Below are 18,987 nucleotides of genomic sequence, written 5' to 3' on the forward strand. Positions count from 1 at the left end.
CCCTGCGCAGGACATGGAGAAACTCATACATGAGACGAGCAAAGATCGTCGCAACGCTCGGGCCGGCGACATCCAGCTACGAGAAGATCCGCGCGCTGATCGACGCGGGCGTGAACGTAGCCCGGATGAACCTCAGCCACGGCAGCTACGACGTGCACGAGGGCGTCTATGCGAACGTGCGCAAAGCTGCGGCCGATGCCGGCCACCCCATCGCCGTTCTCGTCGACCTGCAAGGTCCGAAGATTCGTCTCGGCACCTTCGCTGATGGGCCGCACGAGCTTGAGGAGGGCGACATCTTCACCATCACCACGGAAGACGTGGCTGGTGACGAAAACATCTGCAGCACGACGTTCAAGGGCCTGCCCGACGACGTGTCTCCCGGTGACTTCCTGCTGATCGACGACGGCAAGGTGCGCGTGCAGGTTCTCGAGACCGACGGCGTGCGCGTCAAGACAAAGGTCGTCGTCGCGGGCCCCGTGTCGAACAACAAGGGAATCAACCTTCCCGGCGTCGCCGTCAACGTTCCCGCCCTCTCCGAGAAGGACGAGGCAGACCTGCGCTGGGGTCTCAGCCTCGGCGCGGACTTCATCGCCCTCTCGTTCGTACGCAATGCCGCCGACATCGAGCGCGTGCACGAGATCATGGATGAAGAGGGAATCACGCTTCCCGTCATCGCGAAGATCGAGAAGCCGCAGGCCGTCGACGCGCTGGACGAGATCATCGACGCCTTCGATGGCATCATGGTGGCTCGCGGAGACCTCGGCGTCGAGCTTCCGCTTGAGGCTGTTCCGCTTGTGCAGAAGCGCGCGGTCGAGCAGTGCCGTCGCATGGCGAAGCCGGTGATCGTTGCGACGCAGATGCTGGAGTCGATGATCTCGAGTCCTGTTCCAACGCGCGCCGAGACGTCAGACGTCGCGAATGCCATCCTCGATGGTGCCGACGCCGTCATGCTGAGCGGCGAGACGAGCGTGGGGGAGTATCCCGAGATCACGGTGCAGACGATGGCGCGCATCATCGCGGCGACAGAGGAGCACGGGCTCGAACGCATCGCTCCGCTCGGCAGCAAGCCGCGCACCCAGGGCGGCGCGCTGACTCTCGCAGCATCCGAGGTCGCCGACTTCGTCGAGGCGCGGTACCTCTGCGTCTTCACCGAGTCAGGCGATTCCGTGCGGCGCATGGCTCGACTGCGCACGAAGATCCCGGTTCTCGGATTCACGCCGAACGAGGCGATTCGCCGGCGCATGCAGCTCAACTGGGGCATCGAGTCGTTCCTGGTCGACAGCGTCACGCACACGGACGAGATGTTCGGGCAGGTCGACGACATTCTCCTTGCCGAGCAAATGGTCGAGGAGGGCGAGAAGGTCGTCGTCATCTCTGGTTCGCCTCCCGGAATCTCCGGGTCGACGAACGACGTGCGCGTGCACACGATGGGCGATGTCCATCAGGGCGTCGCACCGGCGTACGCGCTGCGACACAAGCAGTAGGCAGACAGACACGAGGATGCCGGAGAGCACAGCGCTCTCCGGCATCCTTTTGCGTTCTGCGGTACGCCGTGGGCGAAACGAGCGGCGATCGCGTTCTGACCTGATCCCTCGGGAATGCGGCGTCGTGAGCCGTGCAGGGCGGCTCCACGTGATGTCCGTCGAAACCGCGCTGATGCGCGAAAAGACGCCGCAGAGCACGGTGATCTGACGACGTCTTCTGGTGTGCCGGTGGTGGGACTCGAACCCACACGCCCGTGAAGGCAAAGCATTTTGAGTGCTCCGCGTCTGCCATTCCGCCACACCGGCTCACACAACCTCGACAAGCGTATCGTAGGATTCTAGGGTGACTGAGCAAGAGACAACCTCGAACACCCCCCGCCGCGTCGTCGTCGCCGAGGACGAATCGCTGATTCGACTCGACATCGTCGAGATCCTTCGAGACAACGGATTCGAAGTCGTCGGAGAAGCTGGCGACGGTGAAACGGCCGTCGCCCTCGCGACCGAACTTCGGCCCGACCTCGTGGTCATGGACGTGAAGATGCCGAAGCTCGACGGAATCTCTGCCGCCGAACGGCTCAGCAAGGCGCAGATCGCTCCCGTCGTGCTGCTGACGGCGTTCAGCCAGAAGGACCTGGTGGAACGTGCATCCGAGGCAGGTGCTCTGGCGTACGTCGTCAAGCCGTTCACCCCGAACGACCTCCTGCCGGCAATTGAGATCGCTTTGAGCCGGCACCAGCAGATCATCACGCTCGAGGCAGAAGTCGCCGACATGGTCGAGCGCTTCGAGACCCGCAAGCTCGTCGACCGTGCCAAGGGGCTGCTCAACGAGAAGATGGGGCTCACGGAGCCCGAAGCCTTCCGCTGGATCCAGAAGGCGTCGATGGACCGCCGTCTGACCATGCACGACGTTGCTCAGGCCATCATCGAACAGCTCAGCGCGAAGAAGAGCTGAGCGTCGTCACACGTTTACGGAACGCCCGTGCAGTATCGGCTGCGCGGGCGTTTCGCATGTGCGGTAGCGTGCGATCCGCGCCATGGCGGGGGACGTCTCATTCGCGTAACGGCAGCGCGTCCTTTTGACACGCTGTGAAATCCCGCCGTATCGTACTCAGCACGGACCCCCAAACGAGGACATTCCCTCACGAAAGGTACACGTGACAAACAAGAGAAGACTGCTTGCCGGCGGAGCGATGGTTGCTTCGCTCGCGTTGATGACGGGCCTGACGGCGTGTTCCAGCGGAGGTGGCGCCGACGAGGACGCACCGCTTGAAGATTCCTACGTCGTCGCGACCGACACGTCGTTCGTGCCGTTCGAGTTCAAGGAAGGCGGCGAGTACGTCGGCTTCGATATCGATCTGATCAATGCGATCGCAGATGAGGCCGGCTTCAAGGTCGACTTGAAGACCACGAACTTCGATGGAATCATTCCAGGACTCCAGACTGGAACGTTTGACATTGCGATCGCGGGCATCACGATCAAGCCAGAGCGTGCCGAGAAGGTCGACTTCTCTGACCCGTACTACAAGTCAGGTCTGCGAATTGGCGTGCCTGTTGACAACGAGGACATCACCAGCGTTGAGGACCTCGCGGGCAAGAACATCGCGACGCGACTTGGCTCGACGAGCGCCGACTACATCAACAACAACATTGATGGCGCCAAGGCCCAGACCTTCGAGCAGCTCGACCAGGCGTACCTTGCCGTGCAGAACGGCACGTCAGACGCGATTCTCTACGACGCTCCGAACGTGGCGTACTACATCAAGACGAAGGGCGAGGACAGCCTCAAGATGGTCGGCGACCTGCTTGAAGCGCAGGATTACGGCATCGCGATGGCTCAGGGCAACGAGAACCTCGTCAAGGCCGTCAACGAGGCGCTTGCCACCATCAAGGAGAACGGCACATACGACGAGATCTACAAAAAGTGGTTTGGTGAGGCCCCGCCGAGCGAGTAGACCAGCGACGTCGGAATACAACATCACATGATCAGCAACGGGCACGCAGGGAGCTTCCCCGTGCCCGTTGCCTGTGAGAGGCACACATGATTATTCATACGGCTACATTCGATTGGCTCGGCGTCGTGGAATTCCTTCCGCAGCTGTTCGTCGGTCTGTATTACACGCTCCTCGTCTCGATCGTCGGCTTGCTCATCGGCTTCGTCCTCGGAGCGATCTTCGGTCTCGGGAGAATCTCGCGAAACAAGATCCTCTACGGAGCAGCAACCGTCTACGTCGAAGTCTTCCGCGGGGTGCCGATCCTTATTCTGGCGATCTGGGTCTTCTACGCACTGCCCATGTTGCTCGGATTCAACATTGCCCCGCTCATCGCCGGAATCATCTCCATCGGCCTGAACTCCGGTGCCTACATCGCCGAAGTGGTTCGCGGCGCTGTTCAGTCGGTCGAGAAGGGCCAGATGGAGGCCGGTCGATCCTTGGGAATGAGCCACCACTACACGATGCAATACGTGGTCTGGCCTCAAGCCTTCAAGCGCATGATTCCCCCGCTGGGCAATCAGTTCATCGTGAGCATCAAGGACACCTCTGTGTTGTCCGTGATTCTCGTGCCCGAGCTGGTCTTCCAGGGCCGACTCGTCGTGGCGAGCCACTTCAACGCTCTTGAGATCTACACGACCGTTGCGGTCTTCTACCTCATCGTCACGATAACGCTGTCCAAGGTGCTCAACATCACCGAGAAGAGGCTGACATACTCATGATCATTCACGTTGCGGATCTGCATAAGAAGTTCGGAGACAACGAGGTTCTCAAGGGGATCAACTGCGATGTTGAGCCTCAGGAGGTTGTCTGCATCATCGGCCCGAGTGGCTCAGGAAAGAGCACTCTCCTGCGTTGCCTGAACATGCTCGAAGACATCACGAGCGGCGAAGTGGTCATTGACGGCCAGAGCCTCACGGACAAGAGCACGGACATCAACGCTGTCCGTACCGAGATCGGCATGGTCTTTCAGCAGTTCAACCTCTTTCCGCACAAGTCCGTCATCGAGAACATCACGCTCGCGCCGCTGAAGGTACGCAAGCTTTCGCCCTCAGCAGCACGCGAACGCGCGCTTCGGCTCCTCGACAAGGTCGGACTCGGCGATAAGGCTGACGCGTACCCCTCGCAGCTGTCCGGCGGGCAGCAGCAGCGCGTTGCCATTGCGCGCGCTCTCGCCATGGAACCGAAGATGATGCTCTTCGACGAGCCGACGAGCGCGCTCGATCCCGAGCTCGTGGGCGAGGTTCTCTCCGTCATGAAGCAACTCGCCCTCGAGGGAATGACGATGGTCGTGGTCACACACGAGATGGGCTTCGCGCGTGAGATGGGTGACCGCGTGCTCTTCATGGACGACGGCTACGTGGTCGAAGAGGGCTCCCCAGAACAGATCTTCGACGCCCCTCAGAACGAACGCACGAAGGCGTTTCTCGACAAGGTTCTCTGAGGCAGCAGCTTCGAATGGCCCGTCCGGCTTCCGGTCGGGCCATTCGGCATTATGAGCCTGGGCGTTCCTTGATCAGATTCGTGATGCGCACGGTTGAGCATCGACGACCGTGCTCATCGGAGATCTCGATCTGGTGCACGGTCATGCTCCGCCCGAGGTGAATCGGCGTGCACACTCCCGTGACGGTGCCCGACGTTGCCGCGCGCGTGTGCGTTGCATTGATGTCCACGCCGACGGCGAGACGTTCCTCGCCTGCATAGAGGTTCGCCGACATCGAACCAAGCGATTCGCCGAGAACGACGTACGCGCCGCCATGCAGAAGCATCGCCGGCTGCGTATTGCCCTCGACGGGCATCGTCGCGACAGCGCGGTCCACGCTGAACTCTGTGATCTCGATGCCCATCTTCTCGGCAAGGGCGCCTAATCCGCGCTTGCGCACGTATTCGAGGGAGTCGGATGCTGTCTGGCTCATGAACACCTTCGCGTTCTCGTTCCCGCACCGATGTCGTCGGTGACTTGTAGGCTGGGACCTGTGTCGGACAACGAAAAGCCTACCCTGCTCGTCATCGATGGCCACTCGCTCGCGTTTCGCGCGTTCTACGCGCTGCCCGTCGACAGCTTTCAGAACAGCGAGGGGCAGCACACCAACGCGATTCACGGGTTCATCGCGATGCTGCTCAATCTTCTGAAGAACGAGAAGCCGACACATATCGCGGTTGCCTTCGACATCTCGCGCTACTCATTCCGCACGCGCGAGTACCCGGAGTACAAGGGCACGCGAGGCGAGACCCCTCCCGAGTTCATCGGGCAGATTCCGCTTCTTCAAGAAGCCCTCAAGGCGATGAACATCACCACGATCTCCATCGAGGACTTCGAGGCAGACGACATTCTCGCGACGCTCTCGGTCCGCGGCACAGACAGCGGATACCGCGTGCTCGTCGTCTCGGGCGACCGCGACACCATTCAGCTCGTCAACGATGACGTGACTCTGCTCTACCCATCGCGCCAGGGAGTCTCCGACCTCACACGCTACGACCCGGCGAAGGTCAAAGACCGTTATGACATCGAGCCGCACCAGTACCCCGAGATCGCGGCGCTCGTCGGTGAGACGAGCGACAACCTTCCCGGCGTGCCCAAGGTGGGGGAGAAGACCGCGATCAAGTGGTTGCATCGCTTCGGCAGCCTCGACGAGATCATCGCGCACGCCGACGAAATCACGGGCAAGGTCGGCGAGAGCTTCAGAGAGCACAAAGACAACGCCGTGCGCAACCGCCGGCTCAATCGTCTCGTGACCGATGTCGAGCTCCCGTGCGAGCTCGACTCGCTCGAGAAGCAGCCGATCGATCAAGGGGCGGTTCGCGAGGTCTTCGCCAAGCTGGAGTTCCGCACGCTTCTCGATCGCGTCATGAAGCTCGAGGGCGTCGAGAACGCTGAGCCTGCCGCGCCGGAGATCACGGCTCCCGAGGCACAGAACCTCCTCGATGAAGAACTCGCCGCGTGGTTGAGCCGCCAGTCGACCTCGAGCGAACACGGCATTGCCGTCTCCGTCGAAATCGCCGACGGCCGTCCCACGGGCATTGGACTCGCGAGCGCGACCGAGTCCGTCGCTCTCGCATGGCAGCCGGAGCGCGCAGATTATGCTCCGTTCGAGACGTGGCTCGCTGACGCGAGCGCCCCGAAGGTGATGCATAGCGGCAAGCAGCAGCTCAAGGCGCTGCGAAGCGCAGGGCTCACCGTCAACGGCCTCGCATTCGACACGTTCGTTGCAGGATGGCTGCTGCGCCCGGGCGGTCAAGACAAGACGCTTGCTGACCTCGTGCTGCGCTACCTCGACGAAAAACTTCCCGAGGCAGATCCGAATCAGCTCGTCCCCGCCATCGAGCCCTCGTCGGCCGCCGCTCTTGCCTGGTACACCCACCGCCTCGTCGACCCGCTTCTCCAACGCCTCGACGAGGGCTCCACTCGAGTGCTCCGCGACATCGAAATGCCGATCGTCGACGTGCTCGCGACCGTCGAAGCCCGAGGAGTGGCCGTCGACCGACAGCACCTTGATGAGCTCTCGGACTCGCTCGGCGCGACCGCTCGCGATCTGGCGCAGAGGGCGTTCGCCGAAATCGGACGCGAGATCAACCTCGGATCTCCCAAGCAGATTCAAGAGGTTCTGTTCGAACAGCTCGAGATGCCGACAACACGTGCGACAAAAACGGGCTATTCGACGGATGCTGCGTCCCTCGCCGATCTTCAGGCCTCGCACCCGCATCCGTTCCTCGGTCTGCTTCTCGAGCATCGCGATGCAACCAAGCTGCGCCAGATTGTGGACTCGCTCGTGAAGGCAATCGCAGATGACGGTCGCATCCACACGTCGTACGTGCAGACGGGGACCTCAACGGGACGCATCTCGTCGACCGATCCCAATCTGCAGAATATTCCCGTTCGCACGCAGACGGGGCGGCACATTCGCGAGGCCTTCCGCGTGGGCGACAGCCACGACAGCCTGCTCACGGCCGACTACTCCCAGATCGAGATGCGCATTATGGCCCATCTATCCGAGGACCCGGGACTCATCGAGGCGTTTCGCACGGGGGAGGACCTTCACCGGTTCGTGGGCGCCCGCATCTTCGGCGTCGAGCCTGCCGACGTCACCTCTGAGATGCGCGCAAAGGTCAAGGCGATGTCGTACGGCCTCGCCTACGGGCTGAGCGCTTTCGGGCTGTCACGGCAGCTGCGCATCGACAACAAAGAGGCGAAGCAGCTCATGTCTGACTACTTCGAACGCTTCGGCGCCGTGCGCGACTACCTGCGCAACGTCGTCGAGCAGGCGAAGGTCGACGGCTACACGACGACGATCTTCGGCCGACGTCGTCCGTTTCCCGATCTCAAGAGCCCCAATCGCACGCTGCGGCAGAATGCCGAGCGGGCTGCTCTCAACGCACCCATCCAGGGCTCCGCCGCCGACATCATCAAGATCGCAATGATCAACATCGAGAGCGACATCCGTGAGGCCGAGCTCACGAGCCGCATGCTGATGCAGGTGCACGATGAACTCGTCTTCGAGGTGAGCGACGGCGAGCACGACGAGCTTGAGCGCATCGTGCGCACCCGCATGGGGGACGCCGCAAACCTCAGCGTTCCCCTCGACGTCCAGGTCGGGTACGGCCCGAACTGGGACGCCGCGGCGCACTGATTGCACGCACAGCGCGTGCGCCCATACGCTCGAGACATGACTGCACAACAGAAGAGGATGCCCTCTGCGATCGACGCGATCGCCGAATCCTGGGTCGACACGCTCGTCGACTTGGAACCCACGATCGGTACGTATATCGGCCGGAATGAGGCGAACGACCGCTTCGCCGACTACTCGCCGACAGGAATCGAGCGAGAGCGCGAGGCTCTTCTGGCAGCGAGAGCGTTACTCGACGTGCAGTTGCCCGTGGACGATGTGGATGCTGTGACGAAGGCGGATCTTGGTCGAGAACTCGATCTGTCGATTGAGACGCTCGACGCCGAGCTTCCGCTGCGCAACCTCAACGTCATCGAGTCGCCGACCCAGGAGATTCGCGAAGCATTCGACCTCATGCCGACCGCGACCGTCGAAGACTGGGCAACGATCTCAGCGCGGCTCAGCCGCGTTCCCGAGGCGATCGACGGCTACCTCGACACGCTGAAGCTGGGCATCGAGCGCGGCGTCACGCCGGCACGGCGCCAGGTTCGTGAGGTCGCCGCTCAAGCGCGCAAGGTCGCAGCATCCGATGGATTCTTCACCTCATTCGCCTCTACTGCCGCCCCGACAACAGGGGACCTGCCTGCCGCGCTCACCGCAGATCTGCGGCAGCGCGCCCGATTCGCGAGCGAGGCATATGCGCGACTCGCGGCATTTCTCACCGACGAGCTCGCGCCGGTCGCGACGGAGCGCGACGCGATCGGCCGCGATTTGTACGAGCTGACGTCCCGGCAGTTTCTCGGAGCGAAGATCGATCTCGACGAAACGTACGAGTGGGGCATTGACGAGCTTGCTCGCATGGTCGACGAGCAGGAGACGATCGCGCGTCAGATCAAGCCGGGGGCATCGGTGCTCGACGCAATCGCGCACCTCGACGGCGACCAGAGCCGTAAGCTCCACGGCACCGACGCGCTGCAGAGATGGATGCAGGCGACGAGCGACAAGGCCGTCGCTGATTTGGCGCAGTCCCACTTCGACATCCCTGACGAGATCAGGACGATCGAGTGCATGATCGCTCCGACGCAAGAAGGCGGCATCTACTACACGGGGCCGACGGACGACTTCTCGCGACCTGGAAGAATGTGGTGGTCAGTGCCCGAAGGGGTCACGGAATTCGACACATGGCGCGAGCTCACGACCGTGTACCACGAGGGGGTACCCGGGCATCACCTGCAGATTGGGCAGGCGGTGTACAACCGTGACTCGCTCAACTCGTGGCGACGCCTGCTCGCGGGAACGTCGGGGCACGCTGAGGGATGGGCCCTGTACGCTGAGCGCCTCATGCAGCAGCTCGGCTACCTCGACGACCCGGCTGACCGGCTCGGGATGCTCGACGGCCAGCGCATGCGCGCAGCGCGCGTCGTTCTCGACATCGGCGTGCATCTCGAGAAGCAGCTGCCTGACGGGTCGGGCGCGTGGACGGCGGACTACGCGTTCGACTTCATGAGCCGCAACGTGAACATGAACGAAGGTTTCGTCCGCTTTGAAGTGAATCGCTATCTCGGCTGGCCCGGGCAGGCACCGTCGTACAAGGTCGGCCAGCGCATCTGGGAACAGCTTCGAGACGACGCCGCGGCGCGCGCCGACGGCGCATTCGACATCAAGGACTTCCATCGGCGCGCTCTCGCGCTCGGAGGCGTCGGACTCGACACGCTGAAGGACGCACTCGCCCAGGGATGACCGCGGGAAAAGCTGCCGTTTGATTCGGGCGTGCATACCCCGCTAAGATAGAGTGTCACTTTTGTGACGTCCTATCCGCCTGCCCACTGCGCACGACAAACACGCGTCGCGGGCCCGACCATATGTCCACCCTGGAGCATTTACTTATATGACAACCGCAACGACCGCCAAGCAGGTCGCCATCAACGACATCGGATCTGCTGAAGATTTCCTGGCAGCGGTCGAAAAGACACTGAAGTTCTTCAATGACGGTGACCTCATCGAGGGCACCGTGGTGAAGATCGACCGCGACGAGGTCCTCCTCGACGTCGGCTACAAGACTGAGGGTGTTATCCCCTCCCGCGAACTTTCCATCAAGCACGACGTCGATCCGACAGAGGTCGTCGAGGTCGGCGACAGCGTTGAAGCGCTCGTTCTCCAGAAGGAGGACAAGGAGGGTCGCCTCATCCTGTCGAAGAAGCGTGCTCAGTACGAGCGCGCCTGGGGTGACGTCGAGAAGATCAAGGAATCCGACGGCGTCGTGACTGGACAGGTCATCGAGGTCGTCAAGGGCGGCCTGATCGTCGACATCGGCCTCCGCGGCTTCCTTCCCGCATCGCTCATCGAGCTTCGCCGCGTGCGCGACCTGACGCCGTACCTCGGCCAGGAGCTCGAGGCGAAGATCCTCGAGCTCGACAAGAACCGCAACAACGTGGTTCTGTCTCGCCGCGCTCTGCTCGAGCAGACGCAGTCCGAGAGCCGCACCTCGTTCCTGAACAACCTTCACAAGGGTCAGGTCCGCAAGGGAATCGTCTCGTCGATCGTCAACTTCGGTGCGTTCGTCGACCTGGGTGGAGTGGACGGTCTCGTTCACGTTTCCGAGCTCAGCTGGAAGCACATCGAGCACGCCTCGGAGGTCGTTGAGGTGGGCCAGGAGGTCACCGTCGAGATTCTCGAGGTCGACCTGGACCGCGAGCGCGTCTCGCTGTCGCTCAAGGCGACGCAGGAAGACCCGTGGCAGGTGTTCGCCCGCACTCACGCGATTGGACAGATCACTCCGGGCAAGGTGACGAAGCTCGTTCCGTTCGGCGCATTCGTTCGCGTTGCCGACGGCATCGAGGGCCTCGTGCACATCTCGGAGCTCAGCTCGAAGCACGTCGAGCTCGCCGACCAGGTCGTTTCCGTCGGCCAGGAGGTCTTCGTCAAGATCATCGACATCGATCTTGAGCGTCGCCGCATCTCGCTGAGCCTCAAGCAGGCCAACGAGGGCGTCGACCCCGAGGGCACCGAGTTCGACCCCGCCCTCTACGGCATGGCCACGGAGTACGACGACGAGGGGAACTACAAGTACCCCGAGGGCTTCGACCCCGAGACCAACGAGTGGAAGGAAGGCTTCGAGACCCAGCGCGAGAAGTGGGAGCAGGACTACGCTGCAGCCCAGGCTCGTTGGGAAGCTCACAAGAAGCAGGTCGCAGCCGCTCTCGCCGACGAGTCCGATGTCGAGGCACCCGCGGCAGCATCGAACTACGCGGGAGACGCGAACTCAGCGGGAACCCTCGCCGACGACGCTTCGCTCGCGGCTCTTCGCGAGAAGCTTTCGAACACCAACTAATCACTGACACACCGAGGGTCGGCTCAGCACGTGCTGAGTCGACCCTCGGCTTTTCCAATCGCCGACTGAGGAATTCTCCCTGCTAGTGTTTTCACATACTGTTCCATGCCGAGTCATCCTCGGCTTCCGACAAGCTCAAGGTGCGCAGTGAAAGTTGATTCGTTGACGGAGTTCCTGTCGATCGAGTATGCGGATGCCTCGCTGTTGCGCAACAGCCCCCAACAGAGCCGAAGCAGGCAGAGCCTGGAGAAGATCCTCCGCACCTGCGGTGAGATCATCGACGAGTCCGGTCATGCCGGAGTCACGACTGCTGAAGTAGCCAAGCGCGCGGACATGGCCATCGGGACCGTCTACCGCTTCTTCCCCGATCGCATCGCCCTGCTGCTCGGCGTGTACGACTTCATGATCTCCCGGTACATCGAGATCGCGCTCGACACGTTCGCAGAACACCCGGCGGAGACATGGCAAGAGGCATTCACGACGCTCGTCGAGAGCACGTGCACCGCCCGCCGAACGATTCCCGGATACAAGGCGACGCACTACCGCATCCTTCCCGACGGCCCGAACGAGAGCAAGTACCAGGAGCGAACGGGCGCGTACATCGACGCGGTCGTCGGGCTGCTGAGCCAATACGACGACGTGCCCTCGGGCCCGGAGTGGCGTGACAAGGTCGGCATTTCAATCGAGCTGTCGCGGACGATGCAGCGCGTCGCTTTCGACGCCGATCCCCACGGGGACCCAACGCTCATCGCAGAGGCCGCATCTGTGCCTCTGCAGTACCTTTCGACGTACATCGACGAGGTGAGCTGACGGAATGCTCGTCGGCCTCACCGGCGGGATCGCTTCTGGCAAATCGACCGTCGCCGCGATGCTTCGTGATCGCGGAGCCGTGATCGTCGACGCGGACGTACTAGCGCGTGAGGCCGTTGCTCCCGGAACGGAGGCTCTTCGCAGCATCCGTGAGCGCTTCGGCGAAGACATCGTTCACCTCGACGGCTCGCTGAACCGCGCCGCCCTCGGACGTATCGTCTTCGGCGACGCCGCTGCTCGCGAGGATCTCAATACGATCGTTCATCCTGCCGTGCGCGAGCTGGCGCAGGAACGATTTCGTGACGCGGCCGACGCCGATCCTCACGCGATCATCGTCTACGACGTTCCGCTGCTGGCCGAGACCGGCATGGCCGGTCAGTTCGACCTCGTCGTGCTCGCTGACGCCTCCGCTGCAGTGCGCCGTCAGCGCCTCGTCGACATTCGCGGGCTGGCTCCAGACGAGGCATCCCGCCGGGTCGAGGCACAGGCGCCTGACGATGAGCGTCGTCGTATTGCGGATGCCGTCATCGACACGACGACGTCGCTCGAGGCGACTCGCGATGCCGTCGACGAGCTCTGGCGACGGCTGAATAGCGAGACCGACAGCTAGCCCAGCCGAACGTCAGAGGCTGGTCCTAGACTCGGAGCATGGAACCGACACGCTCCGTTCATCCGTTCAGGGTCGTCAGCGAATACGAGCCGAGCGGCGATCAGCCAGCGGCGATCGCAGAGCTCGCGAGCCGGGTCAATGCCGGAGAGACCGACGTTGTGCTGCTCGGTGCGACCGGTACCGGAAAGTCCGCGACGACGGCATGGCTCGTCGAAGCCGTTCAGCGTCCAACGCTCATCCTCGCTCACAACAAGACTCTCGCCGCGCAGCTTGCAAACGAGTTCCGTGAGCTCATGCCTGAAAACGCCGTCGAGTACTTCGTCTCGTACTACGACTATTACCAGCCCGAAGCGTACGTGCCGCAGACGGACACGTTCATCGAGAAGGACTCGTCGATCAACGCAGAGGTCGAGCGCCTTAGACACTCGACAACCAACTCTCTTCTCAGCAGACGCGATGTCGTCGTTGTCTCGACGGTCTCGTGCATTTTCGGACTGGGTGCCGCCGAAGAATACCTCGAAGCGATGGTCGCGCTGCACGCGGGGCAGCGCATCTCTCGCGATGAGCTCGTTCGACGGTTCATCGGCATGCAGTACAACCGAAACGACGTTGATTTCTCGCGCGGAAACTTTCGCGTCCGTGGTGACACGATCGAGATCATCCCCGTCTACGAAGAGCTCGCCATTCGAATCGAGATGTTCGGCGATGAGATCGAGGCGCTGTATGCGCTTCACCCGCTCACCGGCGACATCGTCAAGACTCTCGACGCGGTTTCGCTGTTCCCGGCGACGCATTACGCGGCCAGCCCCGAGACGATGCATCGTGCGATCGGCACCATCCAAGACGAGCTGCAGGAGCGGCTTGCCGAACTCGAGAAGCAGGGAAAGCTGCTCGAGGCGCAGCGGCTGCGCATGCGCACGACGTTCGATCTCGAGATGATGGAGCAGATCGGATTCTGCTCGGGCATCGAGAACTACTCCCGGCACATCGATGGACGTCAGGCCGGCGAAGCTCCGCACTGCCTCCTGGACTATTTTCCCGACGACTTCCTCGTCGTCATCGATGAGTCGCACGTCACGGTTCCGCAAATCGGCGCCATGTACGAGGGCGACGCCTCGCGCAAGCGCACACTCGTGGAGCACGGTTTCCGACTGCCGAGCGCGCTCGACAACAGGCCTCTCACTTGGGATGAGTTCTCGGCGCGCGTCGGCCAGACGGTCTATCTCTCAGCAACGCCAGGGCGCTACGAACTCGGTGTCGCAGACGGCGTCGTCGAGCAGATTATTCGCCCGACAGGGCTCGTGGACCCCGAAATCGTCGTCAAGCCGTCCGACGGCCAGATCGACGACCTTCTCGAAGAAATTCGCACGCGTGCAGAGCGCGACGAGCGTGTGCTCGTGACAACGCTGACGAAGAAGATGGCTGAGGAGCTCACTGACTTCTTAACCGAGGCGGGTGTGCGGGTTCGATACCTCCATTCCGACGTCGATACGCTGCGGCGTGTCGAGCTGCTCACCGAGCTTCGAGCCGGAACGTACGATGTTCTCGTCGGTATTAACCTTCTGCGTGAGGGTCTCGATCTTCCCGAAGTCTCGCTCGTAGCGATCCTGGATGCTGACAAAGAAGGCTTCCTCCGCTCGTCGACGTCACTCATCCAGACGATCGGCCGCGCCGCGCGCAACGTCTCGGGTCAAGTGCATATGTATGCAGACAATATGACCGACTCCATGCGTTTCGCCATTGACGAGACGAACAGGCGCCGCGAGAAGCAGATCGCCTACAACACGGAGAACGGCATCGACCCCACGCCGCTGCGCAAGCGCATCGCCGACATCACCGATGTCCTCGCCCGTGAAGGAGCGGACACCGAGAGACTTCTCGCCTCGCGGGGAGTGGAGCGCACGTCGTCGCCCACACCACAGCTGCGGCACCACGAAGGACTCGCAGCCGAAGGCGCGAACGATCTCGAGGCGATCATCGCTGATCTGAATGCTCAGATGTTGACCGCCGCGGGGGAGCTCAAGTTCGAACTGGCAGCGCGCCTCCGCGATGAAGTCTCCGAGCTCAAGAAGGAGCTGAGGAACATGGAGAAGGCGGGTCATATCTGACTCACCGCCCCACACGATAGTGTGGAGCAATGCGGTGCACCGCGCGCGCGTCGACGACGATGACAGCGGCATGAGAAGGCGTTTGCTGCTCCCCGTCGTCGTCGCGTGCGCTGTCGCGATCGTCCTCATCACTGCCGTGCAGGGCCCGGTGCTTTTCGGCAAGCCGAGACTCGAGCTCATCGTGCCTCGGGTTGAGTCGACCATCACGTCATCGCCAGAACGATCGGCGCCCGACACAGACATACCGCCGAATCCCGATCCTGGGTCGAACGGTCTCCTCAATCCGCTCTCGATCCTGATCGCGCTCGGGGCCCTCGTCGCCGCGGCGCTGGTCACCGTGGCCTTCCTGATCGCGCGCGCTGCGCGTCGCCGGAAACGCCTCGAGCCCGCACACGCCGGAGTCTCGGCGCTGCCCGTGCAGCCGACGGATCACCCTCAGCCCGAGTCCGTCGACATCGCACCCGAGCTTGCGCGCGGCATCGAGCGGGCGCTCGGCGTCCTCGACACACACGCGGATCCACAGAATGCCGTCATCGAGGCATGGCTCGGCCTGCAGCAATCTGCTGAGGATTCCGGATTCCATCTGCGCCCGTCAGAGACACCGGCTGAATTCACCGTACGCGTGCTTGCCCGAGACCAGAGCATCGCCGCCGACCTTCGAACGCTCCTGGACCTCTACCAGGATGTTCGCTTCGGCGACCGGCGTGCGACAGCATCCGATATTGGCACAGCCCGCACGTCACTTCTCGCCATTCAAAAGGCTTGGGCATGAGAGTCGGCCGCGTAATCGGAGTGCTCGTGCTCAGCGTCGCTGTCGGCGCTGGATTCTGGCTCATCGGCCTCGACGCACCATTCGCCGTGACCTTCGGATTGCTGCCTCCGGTCATCGCTCTACTCTGGGAGTGCCGCGCTGACAACGATCCGCTGCCCTGGGAGCCCTCGGAGCCGACGAGCGTGACGGGCGCGAGACACGACATCGTGCGCCTGGCGTGGTCTCTGCGCGCGACAGACGGCCGCGTCGGTGACGCCGCACTCAAACGCGTTCGCGCGATCGCCGCGCACCGCCTCCAGGCGCATGGCCTCGATCTCAGCGATCCCGCCGATGCGCCAGCGATCATCGCCCTGATCGGCGACCACGCCTACGGCGTCGTCGCTCCGTCATCGCTTCGTCGTCCCGATCGAAGCGAGATCGATGCCGCGCTTTCGCGACTGTCCGCACCCGTGAGCAAGGAGAACACATGACCGAGTCGATGTCCGTAAGCCGCGTCGCCGAGCTGAGCCGCGAGGTGCTCGATCGCGTTCGCGAGGTCGTCGTTGGTATGAGCGGCCCTCTCGACCTCGCTCTCGCGACGATCCTCGCCGGCGGGCACGTGCTGTTCGAAGACGTTCCCGGACTCGGCAAGACGCTCGCCGCGCGCAGCCTCGCGAGTGCGCTCGGGCTGGACTTCCACCGCATCCAATGCACGCCAGACCTGCTTCCCTCCGACATCACGGGATCGTTCGTCTATGCACCGTCGACGGGCGAGTTCGCGTTCCGTCCCGGACCGCTTTTCGCGGGGCTCGTTCTCGCAGACGAGATCAACCGCACGACGCCGAAGACTCAATCCTCGTTTCTCGAGGCGATGGCCGAGGGCCACGTGACGGTCGAGGGGCAGGAATTCACCCTGCCTCGACCGTTTCACGTCATCGCGACATCGAATCCGATTGAGTTCGAGGGAACCTACGCCCTCCCCGAAGCTCAGCTCGACCGGTTCATGGTGCGACTCGGCGTCGGGTATCTCACGGCAGACGACGAACAGAGGATGCTGCTCGCGCGCGCGGAGCGAAGGCGCGATGACGCCCGGGTCGCTCCCGTCGTCGATGCCGAGACGCTCATGCGCATGCAAGAGGGAGTGGAATCGGTGCACGTGGACGCGGACATCGCTCGGTACTGCGTCGACCTTGCCGCGGCGACCCGAGCCGACCAGTCCGTGCAGGTCGGGGCGTCTCCGCGTGGTTCGCAGGGACTGATGCTCGTTGCGAGAGCGGTCGCGGTGATGGCCGGTCGAGACTACGTCACGCCCGACGACGTCAAGCGTACGGCGATCCCCGTCCTCGCGCATCGGCTCTCGCTCACGCCGCAGGCATGGGCCAATGGCGTGCAGCCGGAGCACATCGTCTCGGCAGTGCTCGGCGCCGTCGCCGGCCCGCCGACCGTCAGGGCGACGACCGAATGAGCACGTCGCGTCACGTGGTCGGCTGGCATGCGAGCGGCTCGATCGCAGGAGCTCTCATCGCGGGAGTCGTGACGCTCGCAGCCGGGATTGTCACGTCGCGGGCCGACGTGGCGTGCCTCGCGCTTCCTCTGCTCAGCTGGGTCGCATGGTGCTGGCAGAATCGGCCTACTCGGGACATGCAGGTAGCGAGCACGATCACGACCGCGTATGGGCCTGAGCAGGCCGGACTCATCACGGGCTCGCTGCACGTCACGGCGAGCTCCCACGTCGCAATGGCTGAAACGCGGATGCTGGTGGGCGCCGCGCGCCGGTCGGCGGCTGTGCTCGACTGCCGACGAGACGCCAGCCTCTCCGTTTCGGTGCCCGTTCAGCACTCAGGGCCGTCCGATGTCCTCACGGTCACCATGCGATTCGCGAGCGCCGACGGTGCGTTCATCTCACAGCCCACGTCCCCCCACACCGCCGAACAACTCATCCGACCCGACATCGTGACGCTTCCGCACGTGCTCCTGCCCCATCGACTGCACGGCCTCACGGGCGGGCATGAGTCAACGCGTCCGGGGGAGGGCGGCAGCTTTCGTGATATTCATCCGTTCACCCCCGGCGACCGCCTCCGCCGTATCGACTGGAAGGCCACGGCGCGTCTTGCCCGGCGCGACGGTGACCTTTACGTACGGCGAACTTTTGCCGAGAGTGACGCCACCATCGTGATCGTCATGGACACCGGCGACCAGCTCGGCGAGGTCGTTGCCGAATGGGCAAGCGGCAGGCCGCACAAGAGCGGAACCACATCGATGGATGCTGCTCGAGAGGCCGCTGCGTCAATCGCGGTCGCGTACACGGATGCGGGCGACCAGGTCGCCCTTCAGAACCTTGCCCTCGGAACCCGTCAAGTGCGCCGCGGTTCGGGCGCCCGCCACCGCGAGCGTCTGCTTGCAACAATCACCGCGACACGGCCAAACGGCGTGGGCTGGACGCGTAGACGAGCACCCCTTGTGGCCTCGGGAGCCCTGATCTACGTGCTCTCGACATTCATCGACAGTGAGGCGGCGTCGCTCGCCTCGATGTGGCGCGCGGCGGGGCATCGCGTCATCGCGATCGATACCCTGCCGATCGCGATCACCCGGGGTCTCACGCCCGAGCAGGCCACCGCCCACACGATCCTCATGATGGAGCGAGACGATCGTTTGCGCGAGCTGCAGGCCACGGGTGTGAGCGTCGTCCGCTGGGCGGACGCTGCCGGGCTTCCGACGCGTGCCGCACAGTTCTCGGCGCTCGCTCGCGAGCGGGAGGGCTCTCGATGAGCCGCGCGGGAGCGGCCGCCCATGTGCCTCGCGCCCTGCCCTCGTGCGTCGTGCACGTCGGCGTCGCGGTTGTGGCGGTAACCCTGTCCGTCATGATCATTCCGACGAGGTTCTGGCTCATCGTCGCCCTCGTTCTCAGCATTGCCGCGGCCGCTGTCCCACGCGTCTATTCGGCGTGGGGACTGGCGGTGCTACTCGCGCTCTACCAGCTGTCGGTCGAGCCATCGGCCGCGGATTGGCGCACGTACACGCTGCTCGCCGGCATCCACCTGCTTCACGTTCTCGCCGCGCTCTCCCTCGTCGTCCCTCTGCGCGGACGCATCGATGCGCGACTCTTTCTTCGCGTGCTCCGGCGTTACGCCGTCGTGCAGCTTCCGTGTCAGGCGCTTCTCGTGATCGTGCTGGCCGTCGTCTCGCCGGCATCCGCCTCCATCGCGCTCCCGTGGCTCGCACCCGTCGCCGCCCTGCTGCTCATCGCGCTGACCGCCGCCCTCATCGCGCCGTTCGCGCGCAACCCGCGATAGCGCCGCGC

Annotated in this window: 17 protein-coding genes and 1 tRNA gene; 16 read left to right on the forward strand and 2 right to left on the reverse strand. The window is 63.4% G+C overall.

The window, feature by feature from the left end; all coding sequences use genetic code 11:
* Nucleotides 1-29: 29 nt before the first annotated feature.
* Nucleotides 30-1,484 carry a pyruvate kinase gene (gene pyk, locus ATJ78_RS11420; RefSeq protein WP_098407833.1) on the forward strand — a complete coding sequence of 485 codons (1,455 nt, stop codon included), beginning with the start codon at nt 30-32 and terminating at the stop codon, nt 1,482-1,484.
* Between the two features lie 223 nt (nt 1,485-1,707).
* Here the strand turns inward: pyk and ATJ78_RS11430 are convergent.
* Nucleotides 1,708-1,790 (reverse strand) — tRNA-Leu (locus ATJ78_RS11430).
* Nucleotides 1,791-1,827: 37 nt separating this feature from the next.
* Between ATJ78_RS11430 and ATJ78_RS11435 the strand changes: the two genes are divergently transcribed.
* From ATJ78_RS11435 to ATJ78_RS11450, 4 genes are all read left to right on the forward strand, one after another.
* Nucleotides 1,828-2,436 carry an ANTAR domain-containing response regulator gene (locus ATJ78_RS11435; RefSeq protein WP_098407840.1) on the forward strand — a complete coding sequence of 203 codons (609 nt, stop codon included), beginning with the start codon at nt 1,828-1,830 and terminating at the stop codon, nt 2,434-2,436.
* 202 nt (nt 2,437-2,638) lie between these two features.
* A complete protein-coding gene (locus ATJ78_RS11440; protein ID WP_211288463.1) occupies nt 2,639-3,436 on the forward strand; it encodes a transporter substrate-binding domain-containing protein in 798 nt (265 codons plus the stop codon).
* Nucleotides 3,437-3,522: 86 nt separating this feature from the next.
* Nucleotides 3,523-4,194, forward strand: coding sequence for an amino acid ABC transporter permease (locus ATJ78_RS11445; RefSeq protein WP_098407843.1), 672 nt, complete (start codon nt 3,523-3,525; stop codon nt 4,192-4,194).
* Entirely contained in the window at nt 4,191-4,916 is a 726-nt protein-coding gene (locus ATJ78_RS11450; protein ID WP_281253380.1) for an amino acid ABC transporter ATP-binding protein, read from the forward strand. The genes ATJ78_RS11445 and ATJ78_RS11450 overlap by 4 nt, the downstream gene beginning before the upstream one ends.
* A gap of 49 nt (nt 4,917-4,965) precedes the next feature.
* Here the strand turns inward: ATJ78_RS11450 and ATJ78_RS11455 are convergent, their stop codons facing one another.
* Complete coding sequence (locus ATJ78_RS11455; protein WP_098409345.1) at nt 4,966-5,388, reverse strand: hotdog fold thioesterase; 423 nt, start codon at nt 5,386-5,388, stop codon at nt 4,966-4,968.
* A 60-nt stretch (nt 5,389-5,448) separates the two neighbouring features.
* Here ATJ78_RS11455 and polA point away from each other — a divergent pair, with 60 nt between their 5' ends.
* The 11 genes from polA (at nt 5,449) to ATJ78_RS11510 (ending at nt 18,979) form a co-directional block, all read left to right on the forward strand.
* Nucleotides 5,449-8,100, forward strand: a complete 2,652-nt coding sequence (gene polA / locus ATJ78_RS11460; RefSeq protein ID WP_098407848.1) for a DNA polymerase I — start codon at nt 5,449-5,451, stop codon at nt 8,098-8,100.
* 36 nt (nt 8,101-8,136) lie between these two features.
* Nucleotides 8,137-9,816, forward strand: coding sequence for a DUF885 domain-containing protein (locus tag ATJ78_RS11465; protein WP_098407852.1), 1,680 nt, complete (start codon nt 8,137-8,139; stop codon nt 9,814-9,816).
* 148 nt (nt 9,817-9,964) lie between these two features.
* Nucleotides 9,965-11,407 carry a 30S ribosomal protein S1 gene (gene rpsA, locus ATJ78_RS11470; protein ID WP_098407855.1) on the forward strand — a complete coding sequence of 481 codons (1,443 nt, stop codon included), beginning with the start codon at nt 9,965-9,967 and terminating at the stop codon, nt 11,405-11,407.
* A gap of 147 nt (nt 11,408-11,554) precedes the next feature.
* On the forward strand, nt 11,555-12,217 hold the full coding sequence (locus ATJ78_RS11475; RefSeq protein WP_169923445.1) for a TetR/AcrR family transcriptional regulator: 663 nt from the start codon (nt 11,555-11,557) through the stop codon (nt 12,215-12,217).
* Nucleotides 12,218-12,221: 4 nt separating this feature from the next.
* The gene (coaE, locus tag ATJ78_RS11480) at nt 12,222-12,827 is read left to right on the forward strand and encodes a dephospho-CoA kinase (RefSeq protein ID WP_098407865.1); all 606 of its coding nucleotides are present in this window, start codon (nt 12,222-12,224) and stop codon (nt 12,825-12,827) included.
* Nucleotides 12,828-12,865: 38 nt separating this feature from the next.
* Nucleotides 12,866-14,935 carry an excinuclease ABC subunit UvrB gene (gene uvrB / locus ATJ78_RS11485; protein ID WP_098407869.1) on the forward strand — a complete coding sequence of 690 codons (2,070 nt, stop codon included), beginning with the start codon at nt 12,866-12,868 and terminating at the stop codon, nt 14,933-14,935.
* A gap of 34 nt (nt 14,936-14,969) precedes the next feature.
* Entirely contained in the window at nt 14,970-15,707 is a 738-nt protein-coding gene (locus ATJ78_RS11490) for a DUF4129 domain-containing protein (protein ID WP_143741413.1), read from the forward strand.
* On the forward strand, nt 15,704-16,177 hold the full coding sequence (locus tag ATJ78_RS11495; RefSeq protein WP_143741414.1) for a hypothetical protein: 474 nt from the start codon (nt 15,704-15,706) through the stop codon (nt 16,175-16,177). The genes ATJ78_RS11490 and ATJ78_RS11495 overlap by 4 nt, the downstream gene beginning before the upstream one ends.
* Entirely contained in the window at nt 16,174-17,151 is a 978-nt protein-coding gene (locus ATJ78_RS11500) for an AAA family ATPase (RefSeq protein WP_098407878.1), read from the forward strand. The genes ATJ78_RS11495 and ATJ78_RS11500 overlap by 4 nt, the downstream gene beginning before the upstream one ends.
* Nucleotides 17,148-18,455 carry a DUF58 domain-containing protein gene (locus ATJ78_RS11505; protein ID WP_169923446.1) on the forward strand — a complete coding sequence of 436 codons (1,308 nt, stop codon included), beginning with the start codon at nt 17,148-17,150 and terminating at the stop codon, nt 18,453-18,455. Before ATJ78_RS11500 ends, ATJ78_RS11505 begins: the two co-directional genes overlap by 4 nt.
* Nucleotides 18,452-18,979 carry a hypothetical protein gene (locus tag ATJ78_RS11510; RefSeq protein WP_098407887.1) on the forward strand — a complete coding sequence of 176 codons (528 nt, stop codon included), beginning with the start codon at nt 18,452-18,454 and terminating at the stop codon, nt 18,977-18,979. Before ATJ78_RS11505 ends, ATJ78_RS11510 begins: the two co-directional genes overlap by 4 nt.
* The last annotated feature ends 8 nt before the right edge of the window (nt 18,980-18,987 follow it).

The sequence above is a fragment of the Paramicrobacterium agarici genome (assembly GCF_002563955.1).
Lineage (GTDB): Bacteria > Actinomycetota > Actinomycetes > Actinomycetales > Microbacteriaceae > Paramicrobacterium > Paramicrobacterium agarici.